At 55.9% G+C, this 23,146-nt stretch carries 20 protein-coding genes; 14 read left to right on the top strand and 6 right to left on the bottom strand.

Annotation, left to right across the window (positions count from 1 at the left end):
• Positions 1 to 142 precede the first annotated feature (142 nt).
• The 3 genes from IEN85_RS12180 to IEN85_RS12170 are packed head-to-tail and all read left to right on the top strand — an operon-like array spanning position 143 to position 3,825.
• A complete protein-coding gene (locus IEN85_RS12180) occupies positions 143 to 649 on the top strand; it encodes a DinB family protein (RefSeq protein WP_191617363.1) in 507 nt (168 codons plus the stop codon).
• A complete protein-coding gene (locus IEN85_RS12175; RefSeq protein WP_191617362.1) occupies positions 649 to 1,392 on the top strand; it encodes an NRDE family protein in 744 nt (247 codons plus the stop codon). Before IEN85_RS12180 ends, IEN85_RS12175 begins: the two co-directional genes overlap by 1 nt.
• Before the next feature lie 9 nt (positions 1,393 to 1,401).
• Complete coding sequence (locus tag IEN85_RS12170) at positions 1,402 to 3,825, top strand: DedA family protein (protein ID WP_191617361.1); 2,424 nt, start codon at positions 1,402 to 1,404, stop codon at positions 3,823 to 3,825.
• Here the strand turns inward: IEN85_RS12170 and IEN85_RS12165 are convergent.
• Both IEN85_RS12165 and IEN85_RS12160 read right to left on the bottom strand, forming a co-directional pair.
• A complete protein-coding gene (locus tag IEN85_RS12165; RefSeq protein WP_191617360.1) occupies positions 3,794 to 4,531 on the bottom strand; it encodes a hypothetical protein in 738 nt (245 codons plus the stop codon). The genes IEN85_RS12170 and IEN85_RS12165 overlap by 32 nt on opposite strands.
• A gap of 44 nt (positions 4,532 to 4,575) precedes the next feature.
• On the bottom strand, positions 4,576 to 5,190 hold the full coding sequence (locus tag IEN85_RS12160; protein WP_191617359.1) for a hypothetical protein: 615 nt from the start codon (positions 5,188 to 5,190) through the stop codon (positions 4,576 to 4,578).
• Between the two features lie 228 nt (positions 5,191 to 5,418).
• On the opposite strand from IEN85_RS12160, the gene IEN85_RS12155 reads away from it, so the two are divergent.
• The 4 genes from IEN85_RS12155 to IEN85_RS12140 are packed head-to-tail and all read left to right on the top strand — an operon-like array spanning position 5,419 to position 9,969.
• Positions 5,419 to 6,267, top strand: coding sequence for a MotA/TolQ/ExbB proton channel family protein (locus IEN85_RS12155; protein WP_191617358.1), 849 nt, complete (start codon positions 5,419 to 5,421; stop codon positions 6,265 to 6,267).
• Positions 6,268 to 6,302: 35 nt separating this feature from the next.
• Positions 6,303 to 7,784: a hypothetical protein gene (locus tag IEN85_RS12150; protein ID WP_191617357.1), complete on the top strand. Its 1,482-nt coding sequence runs from the start codon at positions 6,303 to 6,305 to the stop codon at positions 7,782 to 7,784.
• A 23-nt stretch (positions 7,785 to 7,807) separates the two neighbouring features.
• A complete protein-coding gene (locus IEN85_RS12145; protein ID WP_191617356.1) occupies positions 7,808 to 8,872 on the top strand; it encodes a hypothetical protein in 1,065 nt (354 codons plus the stop codon).
• Positions 8,869 to 9,969 (top strand): hypothetical protein, encoded by a 1,101-nt coding sequence (locus IEN85_RS12140; RefSeq protein WP_191617355.1) that lies wholly within the window; start codon positions 8,869 to 8,871, stop codon positions 9,967 to 9,969. The genes IEN85_RS12145 and IEN85_RS12140 overlap by 4 nt, the downstream gene beginning before the upstream one ends.
• A gap of 127 nt (positions 9,970 to 10,096) precedes the next feature.
• On the opposite strand, the gene pyrE is transcribed toward IEN85_RS12140, so the two are convergent.
• On the bottom strand, positions 10,097 to 10,666 hold the full coding sequence (gene pyrE, locus IEN85_RS12135) for an orotate phosphoribosyltransferase (RefSeq protein ID WP_191617354.1): 570 nt from the start codon (positions 10,664 to 10,666) through the stop codon (positions 10,097 to 10,099).
• Between the two features lie 181 nt (positions 10,667 to 10,847).
• Here pyrE and IEN85_RS12130 point away from each other — a divergent pair, with 181 nt between their 5' ends.
• The gene (locus IEN85_RS12130) at positions 10,848 to 11,219 is read left to right on the top strand and encodes a hypothetical protein (protein ID WP_191617353.1); all 372 of its coding nucleotides are present in this window, start codon (positions 10,848 to 10,850) and stop codon (positions 11,217 to 11,219) included.
• A gap of 81 nt (positions 11,220 to 11,300) precedes the next feature.
• On the opposite strand, the gene guaB is transcribed toward IEN85_RS12130, so the two are convergent.
• Complete coding sequence (gene guaB, locus IEN85_RS12125) at positions 11,301 to 12,869, bottom strand: IMP dehydrogenase (protein ID WP_191617352.1); 1,569 nt, start codon at positions 12,867 to 12,869, stop codon at positions 11,301 to 11,303.
• A 100-nt stretch (positions 12,870 to 12,969) separates the two neighbouring features.
• Here guaB and menC point away from each other — a divergent pair, with 100 nt between their 5' ends.
• From menC to polX, 3 genes are all read left to right on the top strand, one after another.
• Positions 12,970 to 13,968 carry an o-succinylbenzoate synthase gene (gene menC, locus IEN85_RS12120; RefSeq protein ID WP_191617351.1) on the top strand — a complete coding sequence of 333 codons (999 nt, stop codon included), beginning with the start codon at positions 12,970 to 12,972 and terminating at the stop codon, positions 13,966 to 13,968.
• A 167-nt stretch (positions 13,969 to 14,135) separates the two neighbouring features.
• Positions 14,136 to 15,356: an AMP-binding protein gene (locus tag IEN85_RS12115; protein WP_191617350.1), complete on the top strand. Its 1,221-nt coding sequence runs from the start codon at positions 14,136 to 14,138 to the stop codon at positions 15,354 to 15,356.
• A 10-nt stretch (positions 15,357 to 15,366) separates the two neighbouring features.
• Positions 15,367 to 17,124: a DNA polymerase/3'-5' exonuclease PolX gene (polX, locus tag IEN85_RS12110; protein WP_191617349.1), complete on the top strand. Its 1,758-nt coding sequence runs from the start codon at positions 15,367 to 15,369 to the stop codon at positions 17,122 to 17,124.
• An 18-nt stretch (positions 17,125 to 17,142) separates the two neighbouring features.
• Here polX and IEN85_RS12105 read toward each other — a convergent pair whose 3' ends face one another.
• A complete protein-coding gene (locus IEN85_RS12105; RefSeq protein WP_191617348.1) occupies positions 17,143 to 17,781 on the bottom strand; it encodes an LON peptidase substrate-binding domain-containing protein in 639 nt (212 codons plus the stop codon).
• A 254-nt stretch (positions 17,782 to 18,035) separates the two neighbouring features.
• Here IEN85_RS12105 and dnaK point away from each other — a divergent pair, with 254 nt between their 5' ends.
• The 3 genes from dnaK (at position 18,036) to groL (ending at position 22,081) form a co-directional block, all read left to right on the top strand.
• Positions 18,036 to 19,982, top strand: a complete 1,947-nt coding sequence (dnaK, locus tag IEN85_RS12100; RefSeq protein WP_191617347.1) for a molecular chaperone DnaK — start codon at positions 18,036 to 18,038, stop codon at positions 19,980 to 19,982.
• A gap of 113 nt (positions 19,983 to 20,095) precedes the next feature.
• Positions 20,096 to 20,386: a co-chaperone GroES gene (gene groES, locus IEN85_RS12095; protein WP_191617346.1), complete on the top strand. Its 291-nt coding sequence runs from the start codon at positions 20,096 to 20,098 to the stop codon at positions 20,384 to 20,386.
• A gap of 51 nt (positions 20,387 to 20,437) precedes the next feature.
• Positions 20,438 to 22,081, top strand: a complete 1,644-nt coding sequence (groL, locus tag IEN85_RS12090) for a chaperonin GroEL (RefSeq protein WP_191617345.1) — start codon at positions 20,438 to 20,440, stop codon at positions 22,079 to 22,081.
• 189 nt (positions 22,082 to 22,270) lie between these two features.
• Here groL and IEN85_RS12085 read toward each other — a convergent pair whose 3' ends face one another.
• A complete protein-coding gene (locus IEN85_RS12085; RefSeq protein WP_191617344.1) occupies positions 22,271 to 23,029 on the bottom strand; it encodes a TLD domain-containing protein in 759 nt (252 codons plus the stop codon).
• Between the last annotated feature and the right edge of the window lie 117 nt (positions 23,030 to 23,146).

The raw sequence follows: 23,146 nt of genomic DNA, 5'->3' as shown, positions 1-23,146 counted from the left end.
GCGGGAGTGTGGCGATGACCCGTTGCGACTTGTCTGGTTGAGGGGGTGCGCCGTTTCCGGCTACAGGGGGCAATTTTACGAAAAACTGGGTTTACTCGGAATAAGGGGGCACTAAAAGACTCTCATTACCAATCCCTTTTAGATGAACCTGCTCTGCGCCAACTGCGAACTGCTGCAACAAGGAATCCAGCTGCTTTCTCGCCACGACGATCGTACCTTCAACGCCACTGATCCGGCGAGCTACGGTTCGGGAATCGGGGCTCATTTTCGACATGTGCTCGACCACTATCGCTCGTTTTTGGAAGGGGTAAGCCTTGGTCTCATCGATTACGACAATCGGGAGCGCGATACGGCGGAGGAAAAGGAGCTCTCGGTGGCTCTCGCCTCCTTGGAGGAGGTTGCCCGTCGGATGGAGGTTGCGGCGGTGGACGTTGAGACTTCGGTGCGGGTGAAGGTCTGCGCTTCCACGGAGGGCGACGACTTGCATTCGGTCTCCAGCTTTGGACGAGAACTGCAGTTCCTCGTAAGCCACACGGTGCATCATTACGCCCTAATAGCCATCGCGAGTCGTATGCAGGGGATTTTCCCGGAAGATGGCTTCGGTGTCGCTCCCTCTACTTTGAAGTTCTTGAATTCGGTCCAGAGCTAATGTGCACCGCTTCTTGGAGCGCAGGGCAGGGGCGACTGTCGCTCTATTTCAACCGCGACGAGCGAAAGACTCGCAGCGCGGCGAGGCCGCCCGAATGTCTACAAATTGACGGGACTCGCATGTTGGCTGCCATCGATCCAGACGGAGGCGGCACTTGGCTGGCCGTCAGCGAGTGGGGCCTTTGTGTCTTTTTGCTCAATCATTACGGAGCGGAGGCTGCTTTCGGCAAAGCGCTGGAGAATCCGACGAGCCGCGGCAAGCTGCCATTACGCTATGCCAGCATTCCCAGCCGAGGCGAGGCTGCGCGTCGCTTAAAGGACGAAGATTTAACGAGCTACCATCCCTTCCTGCTTGTCTTGGCTGACTGTAAAGGGACCGAGGCTTTTTCATGGGACGGGGCGGAGCTCGCTTCTTTGGCATTGCCGCGGGCCTTTTTGACCACTTCATCCTTCCGGACGCGCGAGGTTCAGTCGTATCGGATTTCGCGATACGACGCCCTTCTGGGAGAGAGAGATTCGCTCAGCGAGAAGAGCCGAAGATCCTTGCATCTCGATACCCCGCATCCCGATCCCGCTTTCAACCCAATGATGCTACGCGCGGATGCGAGGACTCAGAGCGTTTCCAGAGTCGAGCTCGACCTTCACCGAGCTTGTCTACGCTACCAGCGCGTTTTGGATGAGACGCGAACTTTGGGAGAAGAGAGGGGTGCTTCTCTTGATTTGCGTAGCCTATCGAGTCGCTGAGTTTGGGCCATGGGACGAAGAACCGTTTTTTTCATCGCTTACCTCCTCTTGCTGCTGGCCTCGCACCTCTGGACGGCGAGACAAGCAGACATGCCGCCCTTTGGCGTATTTCCGAAGATGGAGGGGAAGGGGCAAAGTCTCTACGTGCTTTGGGGACGAGCCGGCGGCGCCAACGAAGAGTTACAGGCTATCGCTGGCAAGCTTGGAGAAGATCCGCTGAAAACCGTTTGGGCGCCCCTCCAGTCGCAAGAAAGGTTCTCGATGGAGGACGTAGCGACCGCGGTCCAGAGTTCGAGGGCTGATTCTGTCGTGGTGTTGGGAATTGGCTACGGTAGCCTTGAAGCGCTGCTCTTGGCCTCGGAACTCGAGATTGCTCCTGATTCGCTGGTTCTGGTGGATCCGGCGCTATCGACCCGATTTGAGTTGTTGGGCGACGATCGTTTGAACGCTGCTTTGAAAACCTTTCAGCTGGCCTGGTTCTGGGTGCTGGAAAACGCTGTTCCGCATTTTGGATACAGTCGCGAGCTACCCTTCAATCTTGAGACAGCTCGCAGGGTTTTTGAGGCGGACCAAGGCGCGGCGGAATCCCTCTACAAAAGTTATGCGGGAAAGATGCAGTTGCTCTATCCCGAAAGCGGTTCGTTCGTGGGCTCGGGCGCCATTGACGCGTATTTGGAAGTGAGGCCAGCCACTGCAGCCGCCTCTTATGGCAATCTGGATACCTTAGCTGAAAAGGTCGCTGTTCAGGGAGCGAGCTTCACTGTTTCTCAATTGGATACAGCTAGCGAAGCTGAATTCGGCGATTTTTCCGGAGTACAGCTTTCCCCTTGGTGGGGCGGTTTCCTATTGGCTATGTCCACGCTCGCCAGCGAAGACTTCGCATGTATCGGAGGTGGCTTGTTGGCTGCGACCGGCACGGTCGGATTGGTTCCGGCAATATTGGGGTGTTTGCTGGGGATCTTTCTGGGCGACCTCGGGATCTATTTTATCGGTCGCGTTTTTGGAGCTACGGCGCTCGAGTTGCCGGTGTTGCGGCGCCTCGTGTCGGCCAAGGCAATGAACAGGAGCGCCGAGTGGTTCGAAGACAAAGGGGTGAGATTGGTCGTTCTGACCCGGTTTTTTCCAGGAAGCCGAGTCCCCACCTATTTCGCAGCAGGCGTTGTAAAGGTAGGCTGGATACGTTTTACCTTCGCTTTGCTTCTGGCCTCTGCGATCTGGACGCCGTTGTTGGTGCTCGCCGCATACTTTTTCGGGGAACGATTTTTGGCAGCCTTCGAGTCGCTAGGCATCGGGGGCTGGCTCGGAATTCTAGCGGTCATCGTGTGCTTTGCGATTGGGGTTCGCCTACTCGCCAAGCTATCGACTTGGAAGGGAAGAAGGATGTTGTATTGCAGATGGCGGCGACTCATAGGCTGGGAGTTTTGGCCGATGTGGGCCGTTTATGCGCCGGTCATCGCCCAGATCGTTTGGCTGGCGGTCCGCTATCGTTCCATATCGCTGCCGTTTTCGGTGAACCCCTGCATGCCAGCGAGCGGACTTGTCTACGAATCGAAGATCCAGATTTTGAGCCATCTGCAAAGCGCCGGCGTTCCGGTGGCGCGATTTGTTGCGATCCCTCTCGAGAGTCCGGTCGACGAGAAGCTGGGGCAGTTGCGTGATTTTATGGCCCGTTTGGGGCTGGTTTATCCGGTCGTGCTCAAGCCGGACGTCGGCCAGCGCGGGCAAGGAGTGGTGATTGCTCGCTGCGAGTCGGACGCCGAAGCTTTTTTCGAAAATCAGGAGGAGGCTACGATTGCCCAGGAGTACGTGGAGGGCAGTGAATACGGCGTCTTCTATCAACGCTTCGCGAACAAGGAGAGCGGTGAAGTCATCTCGATCACTGACAAGCGAACCACTTGGGTCGAAGGCGATGGCGAGTCGAATTTGGAGACCCTGATTTTGAAGGACGAGCGTGCGGTTTGCATGGCTCCCTTCTTCTTGAAGGAGTTTGAATCCGAGCTGGAGTCGGTGCTTGCCCGTGGCGAGCGGTTTATGCTCGCATCAATCGGAACCCATAGTCGCGGAGCGGTGTTCTTGGATGGTTGCCACCTGATGACGCCTGAATTGCAGGCAGCGGTGGACGGCTTTTCGCGCCGGGTGGCGGGCTTTCACTTCGGACGCTACGATTTGCGAGTGCCCAACGAGGATGCGTTGAAGCGTGGCGAAGGGATTAAAGTCATCGAACTCAATGGAATCACTTCGGAGCCCACCCACATGTATGACCCGCAGCACGGGCCCCTTTTTGGCTGGAGCAGCTTGATGCGTCAGTGGCGAAGCATTTTCGCCTTGGCAAAAGAAAACCGGCTCGCGGGACACGAGCCGGTTTCAAAAAGAGAGGTGCTTAAACTAGCGGTGGGCCACTTTAGAGGGCTTCCTTCGCGAGACCTTGTTTGACGAAGGCCACGACCTCGTCGTCGCTCTTCAAGCGAACGGTGGTAGACTTTTCCGTGTCTTCTCCGATGTAGTCGGTTGCGGCAGAAGCCATGATGGGAAGGTATTCGCGCAGATCTGTGCTGGAGTCCTCGTTGCGAACGGTTACGCTCCAAAGTTCCTCCGCGGCGGTATCGCCAGATTCGGCGAGCTTGTTCTGCTTGGCGGTCAGCACCATGTACTTCTCGTTGATGATGATCGTCTGAGTTTGCTGCGAGTAGCCGACCAGTTCTGTCGAAGTGCGGCCGGGAATGTAGACGCGTACAGTCCTTGTTTTCTTGGTCACGGGATCGTAAACGGTCTGAAGGGCGTAATGGCCGGGACCGCGAACGGTTCGGTATTCGGGAACTTCAACCACGCGAATCTCTTGGCGAGGCGGTTCCATCCCGTAGTCCACTTCGATCACCATGTCCGCTTCCAGCGGGTCCAGCGCCTCGTACATGCCTTTAGCAGAGAGAGCGGTCTTGATCCACTTCACGGTTTCTTGGTAGCGCAGGTCGGTGGTGTCCTGGGCGGGGTCGCGAGGGATGAGCACGTAGGAATCGGCGTCCGGGTCGATGGGCTGCGGATTCTTGATCGCGTCTACCTGCATCTCGTAGGTCGTGTTGCAGGCCTGCAAAAGGAAGGCCATCAACAATCCGACCGCAATGTTGCGTATTTGTTTGGTCATGGCGTGGCTGTTAGGGAGTTAGGCGATAGACGACGGCGTTGTCGCTAAAGTTGGGGCGCTTGCGGCTCCTCGGTCGTCTTCTTGTAGGCGGTAGCGGTGCCACCTTCGAGTTCTGCGAGTTCCTTTTCGAGTCGAGCCGCTTCGGCGAGGGCTTCGCGTTCACGCTCCTCGAGTTCGTCGAGCTCGCGCTTACGCTCGATGGCTGCGTCCCGTTTCTTCTGCAGGATCGCAAGTCGTTCTTCGGCGGATTCGGCCCGGCTTGTCATTTCGTCGAGCTCTTCTTCGGTAATGCGGAAGCCTTCGGCGATCTCCAGCTCCTCTTGGAGCTGAGACTTCTCTTTTTCCTGGGCCCGCTTCTGCATGGCGATGGCTTGGTTGTAGGCGCGTTGCTGGGCGAGCGTGTCCTGACGTTTGTTTTCGCGGTTTTGGGCTACGGCTCCGATGACGGAACCGACCACTGCGCCCGCGGCTCCGGCAGCGGCGATGCCGCCAGCGTCTTCCCCGGCTATGAGTCCGCCCACGGCTCCCACTCCGGCGCCAACGGTTCCGCCTTTGACGGTTTTTGACGCCGCCGGTCCGGCGCAACCCGTCTGGAAAACGAGGGCCGCTGCAGCAAGAAGGGCGATGGGGGTGGAGATAAGGGCGTTCTTCCGGTTCATATTACAGTTAACTACGGTTGAGATGTATGGATTGGATTCGCTAAATTTTTTTTTCGGGGTATGGGTATGGGATTAGCTGAATAGTTAGTCTGATTGGCCAAGAATTTCAATGAAACTATGTTGATTCCTATTTCGTATACAGATTCGTTGCCATACTGGACTTCGCGTCGAGTTGAGCTAATGTAGCCGCTCCAAGCCCCAACAACAGCAAGATCACCTAGCAATTATATGAAGAGGAACAGCTTTCTGTCCCGTGAGTTCGTCGTTTTAGCTCTGGGCCTCGTTTTTTCAGTCCTAGTCGTCTTTTCAGCTTATCGGTACTACGTTTGGCCGGTGGCGGAGGACATCCAGATCGCCAGTCTGGTAGAGGCGAACCAAAATCCGGACAAGCCTCGGGTGGCGAACCGCTCGATCGTAGTTATCCTGAAGGACAAGGAGCAGATGGTCTGCCTCATGTTGATGTCCTGGGCCATGATCATCCTGGCCTACAAGGCGTACGGGGTCTCCAGGGAACGGGCGATTGTTAGCCATCCTTTTTTGGGAATTTCCAAGGGGGAGCGCATCATACCGGAGGACGCCTTGGCCCACTACAAGGAGCTCAAGGAAGACGTGAGGCGAACGCCGCGACTGCGGGACAAGATCTTGCCGGAGATCATCCTCGCCGCCCTGCACCGCTTTGACTCCACGCGCTCGATTCAAGACGCCTCGCTTGCGGTTCACGAGCGCTCCGAGATGGCTTACGACGAACTCGACTCGAACTTGGGGCTGCTTCGCTACCTGGCTTGGGCGATTCCTTCCGTAGGATTTATCGGGACCGTGCGCGGTATCGGCGAGGCTCTGGCCTTGGCCGACGAAGCGATTCGAGGCGACATCTCAGGCGTCACGGCGGCCTTGGGCCTCGCCTTCAACTCAACCTTGATCGCTCTGTTGCTCAGCATCGCTTTGATGTTCTTCCTGCACATGCTTCAGTCGAAGCAAGAAAAGCTGCTAATCGACCTGAAGGATTTCGCGACGAAGCGAGTGGTGGCGCTGATGAAGACGCCGGAACACGAGGAAACGCAAATCAGCTTCCGTTAGTCGAGCCCCAGCAACCCGCAATTTATTCCCAACGTATGGCAACCCTAGGTATTGAGCTGAGTGACGTCGGAGTGCACGGCGTCGTGATTAATGATGACGGCTCCTCGCGCACTATTCAGCTAGACAGCGAAACGGAGCGTTTGCCCGCTTACGCGTTTTCGGGGTCCAATTCCGACGCATTGGTGTTCGGTACCGAAGCCCAAGAGCTGGGGCAGGTTTTTCCCCGTCGCGTGAATTCGTCGTTCATCGACGAACTCTCCCTGCAAACGACGAATTTCGAAGGCCGACAATCGCGCATCGCGTATTCGCAGATCGCCTACAAATTCCTGTCGGAACTGGTGGCGCGCCTAAGGAGGGAGGTCGAGAACGTCGAGCGAGTAGTCATCGCGGTACCGGGACACTATCTCGAGCAGAACGAGATTTCCGAGCAACGCATCGGTATACTTCTGGGCATTCTTAACGACCTGAAGATTCCAGTGGTGGGTGTCGTAGACATGGCGGCGGCCTCGCTTTACAGCGAAGGGCTGTGGGGAGTCGCTGAAGGAGAGCGCCTCTTCCACTTGGACTTGCTGCTGCACGCGACCCATATCACTGTTTTTAACAAGCGTTTCGGTTTGGAGCGCGTCTACTTCTCGCGACAACCGCAAAACGGTTTCCACTCGATGCAGGAGCGCTTCGCCAACGCGTTGGCCAGTCGCTTTCTGAAGCAGACATCCTTCGACGTCACGGAGGACCGCAAGATCGAGCAGGCCTTCCACGCTCAGACGCGTGAGATGCTTTTCCATCTCGGCAAGTCTGGAGAGGCGAGCTTGGAGGTTTCGACGCGTGAGAAATCTCGCCAGATGACGGTGACTCGCGATTTGGCGGCTCTGGACCTCGCTCCTTACGTTAAGGTTCTCACGCAAATTCTGTTGCGAGCCATCAACGACTATGGCGATGGCGACAGGCCGGTGCAGGTCATTCTCTCCGAGCGTGCCGCTGCGATCCAAGGACTTAAAGAAGCGATCGTGGCTCAAGGCGTTGGAGTCGTGAAGCAACTGCCGGCCGAAAGCGCCGCCTTCGGGGCGGCCAATCTCGGCAAGACTTGGGAGCTGCCGGAGAGCATCGAGGACGTGCGTGTCGAAACTGGAATCAATTTGGATGTTCCCCAAGAGGGTGATACCGGCGAGTTCCACCCGCGCGTCCCAGTGGGCGCTATCCGTTTGGTCAAGCAGGGCAAGTCCTTGAATCCTACGCATATCGTTTGCGACGGCTTAGCCTATGAGCTGGGTACGGGGGATTTCATCATCGGTTTTGGAGAATCGGAGGACTTTCACCTGGTAGTGGAAAGGGACCTCACGCCCGCCCCAGCGGAGCTCTGCCGCTTGAAGTTCGAGGAGGACCGCTGGATCTTGTCGGAGTCGAAGAGTACGATTATCGAATCGGTCTCCACCTCCAGCCTGCGGGCTGGCGACTCGTTCGAAGTGGCCCTGCCCGGGCGACGCAAGCAGTTGCTGCTTATTCACTGTATCCAGTAAGTCGTGACGAATGCTGCTAACCTATGAGGCGTAAGAGAAAAGAGACCGAGGTTTTCAGCCTTTCCTTCCTAGACTGCATTTGCTGCGGTTTCGGGGCGGTGCTCTTGTTGTTCGTGCTGACTGCGAGTCGCAAAGCAGAGGAAATGGACGACCTTCAGGCGGCGATCATGGAAATTATCGGCGAGATGGAGGATGAAATCGCCAAGAACGACAAGGAGATAGAGGACAAGAAGCTGACCTTGGCCTTCGAAACCAAGCGAGCCGAGGACAGCGGGGCGCGTCTCGACGAGACCAAGAAGCGCCACACCGAGCTGGATGAGATGCTCAAGTTGCTGCTCGCTCAGCTTGCGGCAATCGAGGAAGAGCTAGGAAAGCTAATCGACGACAAGGAGAACATGCCGAAGCAGGAGGAGAAGGCGCCGATCCCGATTCCCAATCCTGACCGTCGCCAGTACTTGACCGGTTTCGACATTCTAGGCGACCAAGTCCTGTTCCTCGTGGAGGCTTCGGCCGGTATGACGGCCGACACGATTGTGGAGGCCACGGAATTCGCTGAGAAAAGCGAAAAGGAACGCCGTAACGCTCCCAAGTGGAAACGGGTGAAGCTGGCTTTGCGTTGGCTCATTGCCAATTTGAAGGAAGGGTCTAACTACAAGATCATCTTCTACAACAAGGAGCTCATACCGCTGGAAGTTGGCTTCGGCCGGGATTGGTTCGACCCTATGGACAACAACCTGACCGTGGAGGTGCTCAATGCCATCGACGACATCACTCCGGAAGGGGGCGCCAACCTCGAGAAGGCGTTTGCCATCGTCAACGAACTCCCGATCGAGCCGGATCGCTTGGTGCTGATTTGCGATGGGCTTCCGACTTTGGCTGACTCTTATGCGGGTAGCAGCCAGGTGATGTACGACGATCGCGTGGCGATGCTGCGCATGGCGCAGAATGCCTTGGATATCGATTTGCCGGTAAACACGATCATGTACCCGCTGATGCCGGATCCCGGCTCGGCAGTGCACTTTTGGCGTCTCGCCAATTCGAGCGGTGGCTCGATGATCAGTCCTTCGGAGGGGTGGCCAGACATATGAGTCGTCGCACGCGCAAGGCAGAGGCGTTCAGCTTGTCGTTCCTAGACTGCATTTGTTGCGGTTTCGGGGCGATCATCTTGCTCTTTATCGTATCCATGGGCGTGCAAGCGACGGAGATCGTGAAGCTGCAGCGGGTCCTGGAGAACACGGTAATGCAGAAGCAACTGATGCTAGCCGACTACCAGATTCGGAAGGACGAGCTGGATGTGCACTTGGACCTGCAGAAGACCAAGCGCAAGAAGAAGGACGCGGAGCGGAATACCTTGGAAGCGCTTATCGCTAAGCTGCGGCAGCAGATCAGCGACAAGGAAAAGGCCAAGGAGCTGTTCATCACGGATCTGGAGTCGATCAAGGAGGAGCTCGCTGCCTTCCAGACGGAGCCGGAAATCGAGCAAAAGGTAATCAAGCCCATGCCGATAGGCGTGCCGGTCGAAAGCAACTACATCGCATTCGTCATCGATACCTCCGGTAGCATGCGCGAAAGCAGCACGAACCGAATCAATCCTCACGTGGTGCGTAAGTTCGAGGAGGTGGTCTTGTCTTATCCGGAGGTGAAAGGCATCCAGCTTTTAGATGCGAGCGGCCACTTCATCATGGGGTCGCGCATGGGCGGAAAGTGGCTGCAAGATTCGCCTGAAATGCGTGAAGCGATGGTGCGTCAGGTGCTGCTTTACCCATACGAAAGCGAGAGTAACCCGGTGCCTGGAATACGGCGGGCGATACGAACCCTCTACGATCCGAACGTGGAGGAGTTTCACTTCGGAGTGTATGTTTTTGGCGACGAGTTTACGGGCAAGCCGGAACCGGTTTTGCAGGAGATCCGCAAGCTCAATAAGGACAAGGACGGAAATCGGATCGCTCGGATCAACGCGATCGGATTTCCGAACGTCATTCATAACGGGGCCATGATTCTGCAGAACTCAGGAGTCAAATTCGCCAAGTTGATGCATGACCTGACCTACGAGCACGGTGGAGCCTTCATCGGCATGAACCGAGACAACCTCGATCACATCGATCGCAACGAGTCGGACCGCTATCCATTGCCTCCGCCACCGCCGCCTTCCAGGGGAGGAGGCGTGATCATCCGCTTCCCCTAGCGTCCTTTCATTTCGTATAGGAAAAAGGCCCGACGCTCAGCGTTGGGCCTTTCTGGTTTCGGCGACGTTGTCTTGCAAACCTCGCCACAAAATCGCTGCTCGCACAGCGTGTGTCCTCAGTCCACCGCTAGCTGCCAGGCTTGATCGCCGGGATATCCTTGAGGTGGTCCGGTAGGTTTTCCGGATCGTAGGTGGGAAATCCCATCTCCAGCAAGGAGTGCAGGGGAGCTTCGAAGCTGACCTTGCCTTGGCTGCGGTCGACCAGAACGCCGATGCCGGCAACCACACCGCCATTTTGCTTCACGATTTCGACCGCTTCGTTCACCCGTCCGCCGCGTGTGACGACGTCTTCGACGATCAGGATGCGTTCTCCCTCGGCTATCTTGAATCCGCGACGCAGGGCTAGCTTGTCGTCCACCTTTTCCACGAATATGTAGCGCTTGTCGAACTGTCGCGCGACTTCCTGTCCTACGACGAGCCCTCCCATTGCGGGTGCGAGCACGGTGTCGAATTCAACGGCGTCGAGCTTCGGCTTGAGCAGCTCGATGAGGCGAGTGACTTCTCCGATGTACTGGCACACCTGGGCGCACTGAAAGAAGTACTGGCTGCGAAGGCCGGAGCGTAGGATGAAATGACCTTCGAGTAGCGCTTTGGTACGTTTGAAAATATCTAGAACTTCGTCCTGCGTGGATTGCATGGCGGGAAATTGTAGAGCGGGAAAGGCGCACTCCAGCAAAAAAGGACCCTTTTGTCTCGCGGCAGTTGTTTGAGGAAGGCGGAACAAAGGTGGGACCTCAGGTTCTTAGAGCTTAAGCCGATCTATTCCTTGGGCGCCTGACAAAGTCGATGCGCACTGCAAATCAAACTACTTATCAATCATGAACGAAACGAACGGCATCACCGATTCCAGCTGGATATGGGGTTCAGTATGGATTTTCTATGCGCTTTTCTACGGTCGCTACTTCAAGCATGTGGCCAAGCGTTTGAAGCCTGACTTGAAGCTGGTCGACGTTCAGGGATCTCCCGAGCGCTTGGCTCGGAAGGCTTTGTCGTGCAAGCGCTTCGCGTTCTTCCTGACGATTCCGACTGTGCTTGAGTTCATTCGGCCTACGGATTTCACGCATGGATTGATCACGCTGGCGCCCTGCGTCTTCGGAATCTGGGTGATGTACTCCGTCTGGAGCGAAGTCTTTCGCTCGAAGGTTCCCAAAGCCGATCCAAGCTCGGCCAAGTACCGGGAGCGGTCCTAGCGAGACGGAAGATGAATTTAAACGAAAAGCGGCGATCCTGATTGGGATCGCCGCTTTATTTTTCGGGGTAGGTAATTGGTTTCAGCCGCGCTTGGAGACCTCGATCACGTCGTGGGGCGCTGACTCGATCATGCCGGCTCCAGAGATGCGGACGAAGCGGGCCTTGGTTTTGAGTTCGGGGATCGTAGCGGCGCCGAGGTAGCCCATGCCGGCTTGGATGCCGCCAGCCAGCGGCGCCAAGGTCTCGGCGACCGTGCCTTGTACTTCCTTCATGCCTTCGATGCCCTCGGCGGTAAGCTTGCGGGTGGTGTCCCTCTTGTCTTGGCCGTAGCGTGAAGCGGAGCCTTTTTCCATGGCGCTGAGACTTCCCATTCCACGGTAGCTCTTGTAGAGCTTGCCATTGATCTCAATCAGTTCGCCGGGAGCTTCGCGGCAGCCGGCGAGCATGCCTCCGAGCATAACGGAGTCAGCGAGGGTGAGGGCCTTGACCATGTCGCCAGATTTTGTGATGCCACCGTCTGCGATGATGCGGACCCCTTTCTTCTTGGCTCCTTGAGCGGCCACGTAAAGGGCGGTGAGCTGCGGTATGCCGACCCCAGCTACGATACGGGTGGTGCAAATTGAGCCGGGACCTTGGCCAATCTTGATGGCGTTCGCTCCGCAGTCGGCGAGGTATTCGACTCCGCTGGCGGAGGTGACGTTGCCGGCTATGATGGTCAGCTCGGGGAATTGCTCCCGAACGAACTTCACAGTCTCGCCGACGCCGGCGGAATGGCCATGAGCGGTGGAAACGGCGACTGCGTCGACCTTTTCGGCGACCAAGTTACCGACATGCTCGGCGATGGCGTCGTGATCGAGGGTGCCGTCCGGCTTGCGGATGGCCGAGATTGCGGCGCCAACGACGAGTCGGAAGTCCGAGTCGCGGGCTGGCTTGAGGACTGACTGGGACTCCGCGTTGATGCGTTCGATGTCGGATAGGGAGACGATGCCCTTGAGGAAGCGGTCGTCGTCGACGACGAGAAGCTTGTTGATGCCGATGTGCTTGCTGAAGAATGAGTCGGCGACTTTGATAGGATCGTGCAGCACGTCCTTTTGGTTCATGGTGTGAACCTGCTCGATTGAATCCATGGCCTCCTTCACGGAGAGGTGGCTGTAGCGGTCCTTGACGACCCGGCTGCTCAACAGTCCGGCGAGGCGCCCGTTTTCGTCCACGACTGGGAAGGTGCGGAACTTGTAGCCCTTTTCCTCGATTAGAGCGAGCACGTCTCCGATTTGCAGGTGGATGGGGATGGTGATCGGATTGGGAAGGAGACCGTTGATATGGTACTTCACTCGCGTCACCTGCGAAACCTGTTCCCGATAGGGCATGTTGTAGTGGATGAGGCCCATGCCACCCGATAGCGCCATGTGGATCGCCATCTGGTACTCGGTCACCGTATCCATATCCGAGGAAATGATCGGCAGGTTGAGCTTCAGGCGGTCGGAGAGCGAGGTTGCTAGAGAAGCGTTCCTCGGCAGGATCTCCGTGTAGTTGGTCGCCAACGACACGTCGTCGTATGTCAGGGCGTTATCTCTTTGCGCGGTGAAGAAGTCGTCGCTGCCGAGATAGTATTTGTCCTCGTTGAAGTCGTTTGCACTCAGGCTGGCCATAGTCCGGATTAGGGAGAGGGTTCTTTGGAATCAAGAATTTTGGCTTAGATATCTGAAAAATTTTGCTCTGCGACAAGGAGCCTCCTTAATTCGCGGGCCAATGCATCGCTTCCAATACAAGGCTTATCGCCGCCGTTTCGCGGGGGATTTCTCCAATGCGAAGGAACGTTTCGCCACGCGAGAGGGGATTCTGATTCGGATGGAGGACGGCGATGGGCGAGTCGGCTTTGGCGAGGTCGCTCCGATCCCTAGCTTCGGCACCGAAAGCTTCGCATCGGCGCTCGGCGTAGCGGAGTCTCTGCAGGAAAAGGTGGAGGTAGAGCAAGCGCTGGCGGAGCTCGGCGGCTACCCGTGCTTTTCTTGGGCGATGGAGTCGGCGTTGGACATGATCGCGCGTGAGGGGCATTGGACCGAACTGGCGAAGCCGAGGCCCGTTTGTGGTCTCGTGTCCGACATCAACAATCTCGCGGAGATCGAGGAAAAGCTCTCGCTGCACTACCAGTGCCTCAAGTTCAAGATTGGCAAGGGGGCTTTGCTGGATGAGTTGAAGGCCCTCGATCGAGTGGTGGATGCCAGCGATGGGAAGGTCGGGATCCGTCTTGATGCCAACGGGATGCTGGATTACCGGACGGCGGCTGCCTGGCTGGAGCGAACGGCTGAGTTGCCGGTCGAGTTCATCGAACAAGTCCTGCCCCGAGGAGAGGAGAGGGAGATGCGCCGCTTGGCGGGGGACTTTCCCACCGCTTTGGCCTTGGACGAGTCGGTGGCTTCGGTCGATGACTTGAAACGTTGGCGCGACGAGCAGTGGGAAGGCTTGTACGTGATCAAGCCGTCCTTGTGCGGTCGGCTCAGCGATTTGGAAGCGGAGCTGCAGGGCGAGGCGAGCGATTGCGTTTTCTCATCTTCGCTGGAGACCATGGTGGGGGCCGCTAACGCGATTGAGTTTGCGATCCGCCAAAAAGGATTGGAGCGGGCGCTTGGATTTGGCGTGGAGCGCTTATTTGCGGACAGGAATATCGGTTTGGAGCTGGGTCCATTCTTGCAGAATGGTGGCTTACCAAGTAGCGGTAGCTTCGAAAGCCTGTGGAACCTGACCTAGATAGACTCTTTGATTTTGAATCGCACGGCGGTTTATTTCCTCAATTTGAGGGAGTTTGGGATCCCGTTTTTCAGTCTGCGCACGATTTGGCGGATCGAGTCAGAGGAAGCGGTGATGGGCGGAAACGGGTCGCGATCACCGCAACGCACCCCCTGAGTTTCGCAGCATTGTTCCTTGCCTTCGCTCGAGAGGAAGTAGACCTCTTTCTTTACAATCCTACTTGGGGTAGGGTAGAACTGGATACAGCCCGCCGATTGGCGGAAACGCATTTCGAAATCGCTGACCAGGATGCCGGCGCTTTTTCTTGCCGCCAAACGGGAGGTCCACGCTCCCCGGATTCGGTAGTTATGGGGGCGAATCCATTGCGGGTGATGATTCCAACCGGAGGGACTTCGGGACGTATTCGTTTCGCGATCCACGACTGGAGCACCCTAGCCGCCGCCGCTTATGGCTTCCAACAGCATGTGGCTTGCAACAAGATGGCGGGACACTGCGTGCTTCCGCTCTATCATGTCAGCGGATTTATGCAGCTGGTTCGCGCTCTCTTGACTATGGGTTGCGTGGTTTTCGGGCGTTTGGAGACTTTTGCGAGGGAGCATCAGTTGCTGCTCAAGGAGAACAGGGAGGACCGATTCCTTTCTTTGGTAGCAACTCAATTGGAGCGTCTGTTGCGCGACGAGAGCAATGTGGAACGCCTGCGAGCCTATCGCGCCATCTTTATTGGAGGTGGACCTGCTCCGATTGGGCTTCTGGAGAAGGCGAGGTCCTTGCGCCTGCCTCTAGCCCCAACCTATGGTATGACTGAGACAGCAGCTCAGGTTGCGACCCTCGCTCCTGAATATTTTCTGAAAGGGGAGCTGCATCATGGCCGCGCTTTGCCGCATGTAAGGATCGATATTGTCAACGAGGAAGTTACGAGCGAGAGGGTGCCGGCAGGCGAGATCGGTTTGGTGAAGGTGGTCGGTCTGTCTCTGTTTCGTGGATACTGGGGCGACAGTTCCAAGCAATCTAACCTCTCAATTTTGACGAGCGATCTCGGGCGAATGGATGCGGCAGGGCATTTGACGGTACTGGGCAGGGCGGATCGAGTCGTTATCACTGGAGGTGAAAAAGTGAACCTGAGGGAGGTAGAGCTTGTCTTCGAAGGATCCGGTTTGGTGAAAGACGTATACGCTTTTGGGCTGGCAGACCGCGAGTGGGGGGAGTTGCTAGCGGTTGCCTATGTGCCTCAGGACGAGGCTATCGGTCAAGAGACGCTGCAAGATCTTGTAGCGAAGGAATTATCCAATTTTAAGATGCCCAAAAAATGGATACGTCTCGACGAGATCCCTCGCAATGAGGCGGGAAAACCGGTGTTGCGTGAACTCGAGGCAAGGACTGGATCGTAGTAAATTACAGATGAACAAGAGCGACATTGCGGACATACTGAACGAGATAGCGACTTTGCTAGAGATAAAGGGAGAGAACCCTTTTAAGATTCGAGCCTACCAAAACGGAGCCCGAAAGCTAGAGACGCTCGACGCAGATTTGGGCGAACTCGTGGCGGAGGGAAAGCTCAAGGAGGTCGCAGGATTTGGCGACGCTCTCGTGCAGAAGATTACTGAGCTTCACGAAACGGGATCTTTAGAGTTCTTCGAGAAGCTGAAGGCATCCGTCGAGCCTGGGCTTGTATCCATGCTGGAAATACCAGGCTTGGGGGCAAAGAAAATCAAGGCGATGCACAAAGAGCTTGGCATTGCCAGTATCGAAGAGCTAAAGACGGCCTGCGAGAACGGAGAAGTCGCAGCTTTGAAAGGCTTTGGCAAAAAGACCGCCGAGAAGATTCTTGTTGGTATCGAAAACCGGGAGGCTTACGGCATGCGTCACCTCTGGTGGGACGCTAATGAAGTTGCGAAGCCGATCCTGGAGGGCCTGAAGCAGTTGCCGGAGGTGGAGGAGGCTTCTCATGCTGGCAGTCTACGTCGCAAGCGCGACACGGTGGGCGATTTGGACTTTATCGTGGGTTCAAGAGACGCAAAGCCGATCATGGATTGGTTTGTTGGCCAGGAAGGGGTGAAGGAGGTGACGGCTCATGGCGAAACGAAGTCGAGCGTGCGTTTCGATAGCGGCTTGCAGGCGGATTTACGCGTGGTTCCTCCCGAGCAGTTTTATTTCGCCCTGCACCATTTCACAGGGTCCAAGGACCATAATGTTGCGATGCGGCAGAGAGCCTTGGCTCGCGGAATGAGTTTGAGCGAGTGGGGATTGAAGCCAGTCGACGACGAGGATTTCTCCAACAGCAAGGTCATCGCTTCGGAGGAAGAGCTTTTCCGGTGCTTGGATCTTGAATACATCTTGCCGGAGCTGCGAGAAGGCTCGGGCGAGATTGAAGCCGCCGAAAAAGGGAAGCTTCCGGAGCTCCTGAAGCCGGAGGCGATTCGAGGTGTGTTTCACAACCACACTACCGCATCGGATGGGCGTTGTTCTCTCGAGGAAATGACGGAGGCTGCTCAGGCTAAGGGATGGGAGTATTGGGGGACTGCAGACCACTCGAAGGCCAGCTTTCAGGCGAACGGCTTGGATGACGAACGTGTGCTCGAGCAGTTGAAACAAATCGAGGCTTTGAATGCGTCCGGCAAGTTTTCCACTCATGTCTTTGCTGGAATCGAGTGCGACATTTTAGGGGACGGAAGTCTCGACTTGGAGGAAAGCACATTGATGGCCCTCGATTACGTCGTCGCTTCTGTGCACATCTCGATGAGTCAATCGGAGGACGAGATGACCAAGCGCCTGATCCGGGCGATCGAGCATCCGGCGACGACGATGTTGGGTCATTTGACAGGTCGGATCCTGCTGAAGCGTGAAGGCTACAAGGTGGACGTTGCGAAGGTCGTGGATGCAGCGATTGCGAACGACGTCATCGTGGAAATCAACGCTAACCCGCGACGTTTAGATATGGACTGGCGGTTTTGGAGACGGGCGGCCGAGAAGGGGCTGATGACGAGCATCAACCCGGACGCGCATCGAGCGGAACATTTCGATTTCGTTGATGCTGGCGTGAACGTCGCCCGCAAGGGTTGGCTCAGCGCGGCCAATGTATTCAACACATTGAGCTTGGCCGAGGTGAAAGAGGCGTTCGCCAAGAAACGTCCCGCTTTGGAGCGGCTCAAGAGTTAGCGGCGAGGTGGGAGCTGCTCATTCCTCGGAGTCGTTCATCAGCATGATTTGCAGCTGCAGGTAGTCGGAGACGATCTTGCATCTTTCGATAATGTTGGTGGTTTCTAAGGTGCGTTGCAGCGTCTCTTCGCTCGTGCAATAAGTCTGCATTATGAAGTGGGCCAGCATTTCTAGGTCGTCGATGGCATGGCAGGCGACTGCGGCGTCGCCGCCTTCAGCTCCCAGCATCTCGTCGATCACGTCCACCTTGTCGAGCAGGTCCACAACGATTTCAGCCTCGAACTCGTCCTGAGGACGGTGGGTTGAGGGAAGTTTGGTGACTCGGAGCAGGGGATAGGGTTCTCGCTGCACAACGGATTCGATCCTCACTCGTTCGGTTCCTTCCAGCATCAGCAGCGAGGTGCCGTCCGGATTTTGCGAGCTCATGCGAATCAGGCCGACCGTGGCAATCGGTTCGCACGCGTCATTGGTAGAAGGGAAAGGCAGGCTCGGTTCTCCCGGAAGGCTGGCCGATATGGCAAAGACGCGATCGCTTCCTAGGGAGTCGGCCAGCATCCGGCGGTACCTTTCTTCGAAGATGCGCAGCGGCATGATGGTTTTGGGGAGTAAAACGGTGCCCGGCAGTATCATTGCGGGCACTTCCTCGGGGATGTTCATAGGCTTTGAGATTGATTCAGCGAAATAATGTTTCGACGCGAATGCTGGTTTCGTCGTCGCATGTCACACTTGGGACAGCGGAAGGGGGCGATGTCTCATAAATGTAAAAAAGTGAGACAGAATATGGGACATCGGCTTTGGCTTTGAGTGGGCAGCTATAGCGTTAATTAGCGGTTTAGGTTTGTAAGTAACACATAAGCAGGTGTTTGAGGAAAATCAAGCCGGGTTGGTATATCGCTTGCTCCTGCGTTGGCATGGGACGTGTATTAGGCATAGATCTAGGAACAACAAACTCCTGCATGGCAGTAATGGACGGCGATGAGCCAGTCGTTATACCGAACGCGGAGGGCGCACGTACGACTCCGTCAATCGTTGCGTTTAGCAAGACAGGTGAACGGCTCGTGGGCCAGGCGGCTAAGCGCCAGGCAGTTACGAATCCAAAGAACACCATCTTTTCGGCCAAGCGAATGATTGGCCGCAGCTTCTCCGAGCTGAGTGAGGAAGCCGCAAATCTTCCTTACAAGGTGGTTGGAGCAGAAAACGGCGATGCTTACATCGAGTGTAACGTAGGCGACAAGGTCGAGAAGTTCGCTCCTCAGCAAATTTCCTCTTTCGTCTTGGCGAAGCTCAAGTCGGATGCGGAAGCCTACCTTGGCGAAACGATCACGGAAGCGGTTATCACTGTACCTGCGTACTTCAATGACAGCCAACGTCAGGCCACCAAGGACGCCGGCAAGATTGCCGGATTGAATGTCCTTCGCATCATCAACGAGCCAACCGCTGCGTCTCTGGCCTACGGTCTCGACAAAAAGTCGGAAGAGAAAATCTCCGTGTTCGACTTGGGTGGCGGTACATTCGACGTTTCGATTCTCGAAATCGGCGACGGCGTTTTCGAAGTAAAGTCTACCAACGGCGACACCATGCTCGGTGGTGATAATTGGGACGAGCACATCATCAACTGGCTCGTGAAGGAGTTCAAGGCGGAGAACGGCATCGACCTCAAGGGCGATCCCATGGCTCTCCAGCGTTTGAAGGAAGAAGCGGAAAAGGCTAAGATCGCGCTTTCCTCCTCCACGACCTACGACATCAACCTTCCGTTCATCACGGCTGACGCGTCAGGTCCCAAGCACTTGAACATCTCCATGACACGCTCGAAGCTCGAGCAGATCACCGACGATCTCTTCAGCCGCTTGAAGGTGCCATTCCAGAACTGCTTGCGCGACGCTGACATGTCCACCTCCGAAGTGGACGAACTCGTCCTCGTAGGTGGTATGACACGTATGCCGAAGGTGGTGCAGATTGCTGAGGAACTCGCTGGCAAGAAGCCGAATCAGGGCGTTAATCCTGACGAAGTGGTTGCTATCGGTGCTGCGATCCAAGGCGCTGTCCTGAAGGGTGACGTGCGTGACGTTCTTCTTCTCGACGTTACTCCGCTGACGCTAGGTATTGAAACAGCGGGTGGTGTATCCACAGCGATGATACCACGAAATACGACTATTCCCGCCAAGAAGTCTCAAACCTTCTCCACTTACTCTGACAACCAGCCGTCTGTTGAGATCAAGGTGTTGCAGGGCGAGCGTCAGATGGCGACGGACAACAAGGTGCTTGGCACCTTCCACCTCGACGGCATTCCGCCAGCTCCGCGTGGAACGCCTCAAATCGAAGTTACTTTCGACATCGACGCCAACGGTATCTTGAATGTCTCCGCCAAGGACAAGGGCACAGGTAAGGACCAAAAGATCACGATCACTGGTTCGGGTGGCCTTTCCGAAGACGAAGTCGAAAAGATGACCAAGGACGCTGAGCTTCACGCCGAAGAGGACAAGAAGCGCAAGGAGACGGTCGAAAACCGCAATCAGCTCGACTCCTCTATCTACCAGATGGAAAAGATGTTGGGCGAAGCGGGAGACAAGCTCCCTGCTGACAAGAAGGCTCCGATCGAAGGGGCTATCGCTGAAGGCAAGAAGGCTCTCGAGTCCGACAACAACGACGAGATCAAGGCTGCCCTTGAAAAGCTGACCAAGGTAGGCGCTGAGCTCTACCAGCAGGCAGCAGCGGCTGCGGGTGGCGATCCCGCAGGAGCGGGCGCTCCGCCACCTCCTCAGGGTGGCGGCGAATCCAGCGGCAACAAGGACCCGAAGCAAGCTGACGTAGTGGATGCTGACTTCGAAGTCGTCGACGACGACAAAAAGAAAGACTAGTATTCAAACTTTTGGGACGTTTCGAGAGTGCTCGAGGCGTCCCTTTCTATTCGTTCAATTAACCAAACATATCTAACTAACTGTTAACTCAAAATATGAGCGCATCAACATCAGTGAAAGTAAAACCCCTAGGTGATCGCGTGCTGATCAAGCACATCGAAGAAGACGAGCAAGTCCGTGGTGGTATCTACATCCCAGACTCTGCCAAGGAAAAGCCACAAGAGGCGGAAGTTATCGCTCTCGGCACTGGCGCCAAGGACGCGGACGGCAAGGCTATCGCCTTCAACGTCAAGGTCGGCGACAAGGTTCTCACCAGCAAGTACGGCGGTACAGAGGTGAAGATCGACGGCGAAACTTACCTTCTCGTTCGCGAAGATGACATTCTCGGTGTCATCGAGGGTTAAGTTCGATTCGTTCCTTAAGTAACCAACAATCAATTACAAAAGTATACTATAATGGCTAAGCAATTGCTATTCGACGAAAAGGCACGTCAGTCGGTTCTCCGCGGTGTGGAAACACTCGCTAAGGCGGTAAAGGTAACTCTCGGTCCCAAGGGTCGTAACGTCGTTATCGACAAGAAGTTCGGATCTCCAAACGTAACCAAGGACGGCGTTACTGTCGCCAAGGAAATCGAGCTCCCAGATCCATACGAAAACATGGGCGCCCAGATGGTTCGCGAAGTCGCGTCTAAGACTTCCGACTCCGCTGGTGACGGTACTACTACGGCGACTGTTCTCGCTGAGTCCGTTTACCGTGCGGGTCTCAAGAACGTAACCGCTGGCAGCAACCCGATCTACCTCAAGCGCGGTATCGACAAGGCTGTTGAAGCCTGCGTAGCCGAACTCGCCAAGATCTCCAAGGCGGTTGAGTCTCGCGAAGAGGTCAAGCAGGTCGCGACTGTATCCGCAAACTGGGACGCCACCATTGGCGACATCATCGCCGACGCGATGGACAAGGTTGGCAAGGACGGAACAATCACCGTCGAGGAAGCCAAGTCGATGGAAACGACCCTCGACGTTGTCGAAGGTATGCAGTTCGACAAGGGCTACCTCTCTCCATACTTCACTACTGACAGTGAGACAATGGAAGCGGTACTCGAGGATGCATACATCCTCATCCACGAGAAGAAGATCTCCAACCTTAACGACTTGCTTCCACTGCTCCAAGCCGTTGCGAAGACTGGCAAGCCATTCCTCCTCATCGCTGAGGACATCGAAGGTGAAGCTCTTGCGGCTCTCGTCGTTAACAAGATCCGCGGCACCCTCAACGTTTGTGCGGTTAAGGCTCCTGGCTTCGGCGATCGCCGCAAGGCAATGCTCGAAGACATCGCGGTACTCACAGGTGGTCGCTGCATCACTGAAGATCTCGGACTCAAGCTCGAGAACGTTCAGCTCTCCGACCTCGGCACTGCAAAGCGCGTTACCGTGGACAAGGAAAGCACCACTATCGTTGAAGGCGCTGGTTCCGCAAACGACATCCAAGGCCGCGTAAAGCTGATCCGTCGTCAGATCGAAGAAACGTCTTCCGACTACGATCGCGAAAAGCTCCAAGAGCGTCTGGCCAAGCTCGCTGGCGGTGTTGCAGTCATCAATGTTGGCGCAGCGACTGAGCCAGACATGAAGGAAAAGAAGGCTCGCGTTGAGGATGCTCTCCACGCGACACGTGCTGCGGTTGAAGAAGGTATCGTTCCAGGTGGCGGTGTCGCTCTCATCCGTGCTGCCAAGGCTATCGACGCCCTTGAACTCACTGGCGACGAAGCGATCGGCGCCCAGATCATCAAGACTGCTGTTGCTGGTCCGATCCGTCAGCTTTGCGCCAACGCTGGCGTTGAAGGCTCTGTCGTGGTCAAGGAAGTTCTCTCGCAAGAAGGCAACATGGGTTACAACGTTGCGACAGACACTTACGAGGACCTCCTCAAGGCGGGTGTTGTTGACCCAACAAAGGTGACTCGTTCCGCGCTGCAGAACGCTGCTTCGATCTCCGGCCTGCTTCTCACGACTGAGTGTATGATCACAGATCTACCGGAAGAGAAGTCAGCTGCTGGCGGTCCCGACATGGGTGGCATGGGCGGTATGGGTGGCATGGGCGGCATGATGTAGTCCCTGCTCTGATACGCAGCTCAATCATTACTCTCAAGCGGCTCCGGTTTCCGGGGCCGCTTTTTTTAGGTTCATCAACAGCAGAGGAATGGCTGTTTACCTGTTGCCCGTCGCTTGCGATGTGCCGCGTATCCCTGCTCAGAATCTCCACTCAACTTGCCGAAGGAGCCTCTAACTTGTTCAACAGTCCTAACTTCTGCGAAAAATCAAAGTGAAGAGGGCGAGGCCAACGAGGGCGGCAGAACACTCGAATAAAAAGCCCGCATGGTCCGGTACGGGGCTGACTGGGCCGATTGGTTCGTATGTTCTTATCTGAGGCAAGGGTGCTGGTTGCGGAGCCGGGTCTTGCTCTTTAATCACTTTGTAGACTCTCAAGTTGTTAATGAGAAAGTCACCGGCTTGTCCCACGAGAACGGATTGGTTGGAAGGGGGAGCAAAGGTTTGGTTCTGAGCGTTACCGCTCCGAAGGTCTGGATGGATGATGAGATCGCCGTTGCCGAACTGAAGGCCGTACTCAGACGTATTGGCTCGGAAACTACCTTTTCGTTTTTCGGTCCGCTCCCATTTTTTGTCCTTATCGAGATCGAAAATGAAGCGGCCTGGATTGCTTTCGTACCGCCCGGTCCACGTTTTCCATTTGTAGGGATTGTAGCCGCCAATGAGTCGCGGTTCATCGTGGTAAGGCGTTTGAACTTCCAGAATGACGACGGTAGGGCCGGCACGATCGACCGATGCATGCAGATGTTCCGAGCTTTTGCCAGATTTAGCTGGATCCTCTGCGTCGTATTCAAAGATCAACTGCAGACGACTATGATAGTAGGGCAGCCAGCTTTTGACGGTAGCTAAGTCTTCGCCTTCGAGGGTGCCGTGCACAGCGCTTGCGGTGAGGGAAATCGACACCGCGAAAGCAGCTGCGAGCATGCGTATGTTGTATGGGAGGGGGTGCATCTCTGCGTTGCTTGGTCGAATTATACATGCTTAAGTTTCTAATTACCAGAGGTATGCGAAAATTGAGAAATGTTTTACCAAAGTCTTTGGTGTGCCGTGCAAGACGGATTAGGTACT

Origin of the sequence: Pelagicoccus enzymogenes (assembly GCF_014803405.1) — a bacterium.
Taxonomy (GTDB): domain Bacteria; phylum Verrucomicrobiota; class Verrucomicrobiia; order Opitutales; family Opitutaceae; genus Pelagicoccus; species Pelagicoccus enzymogenes.
Note: the sequence above shows the minus strand (reverse complement) of the source record. Positions and strands in the feature narration are given on the sequence as shown.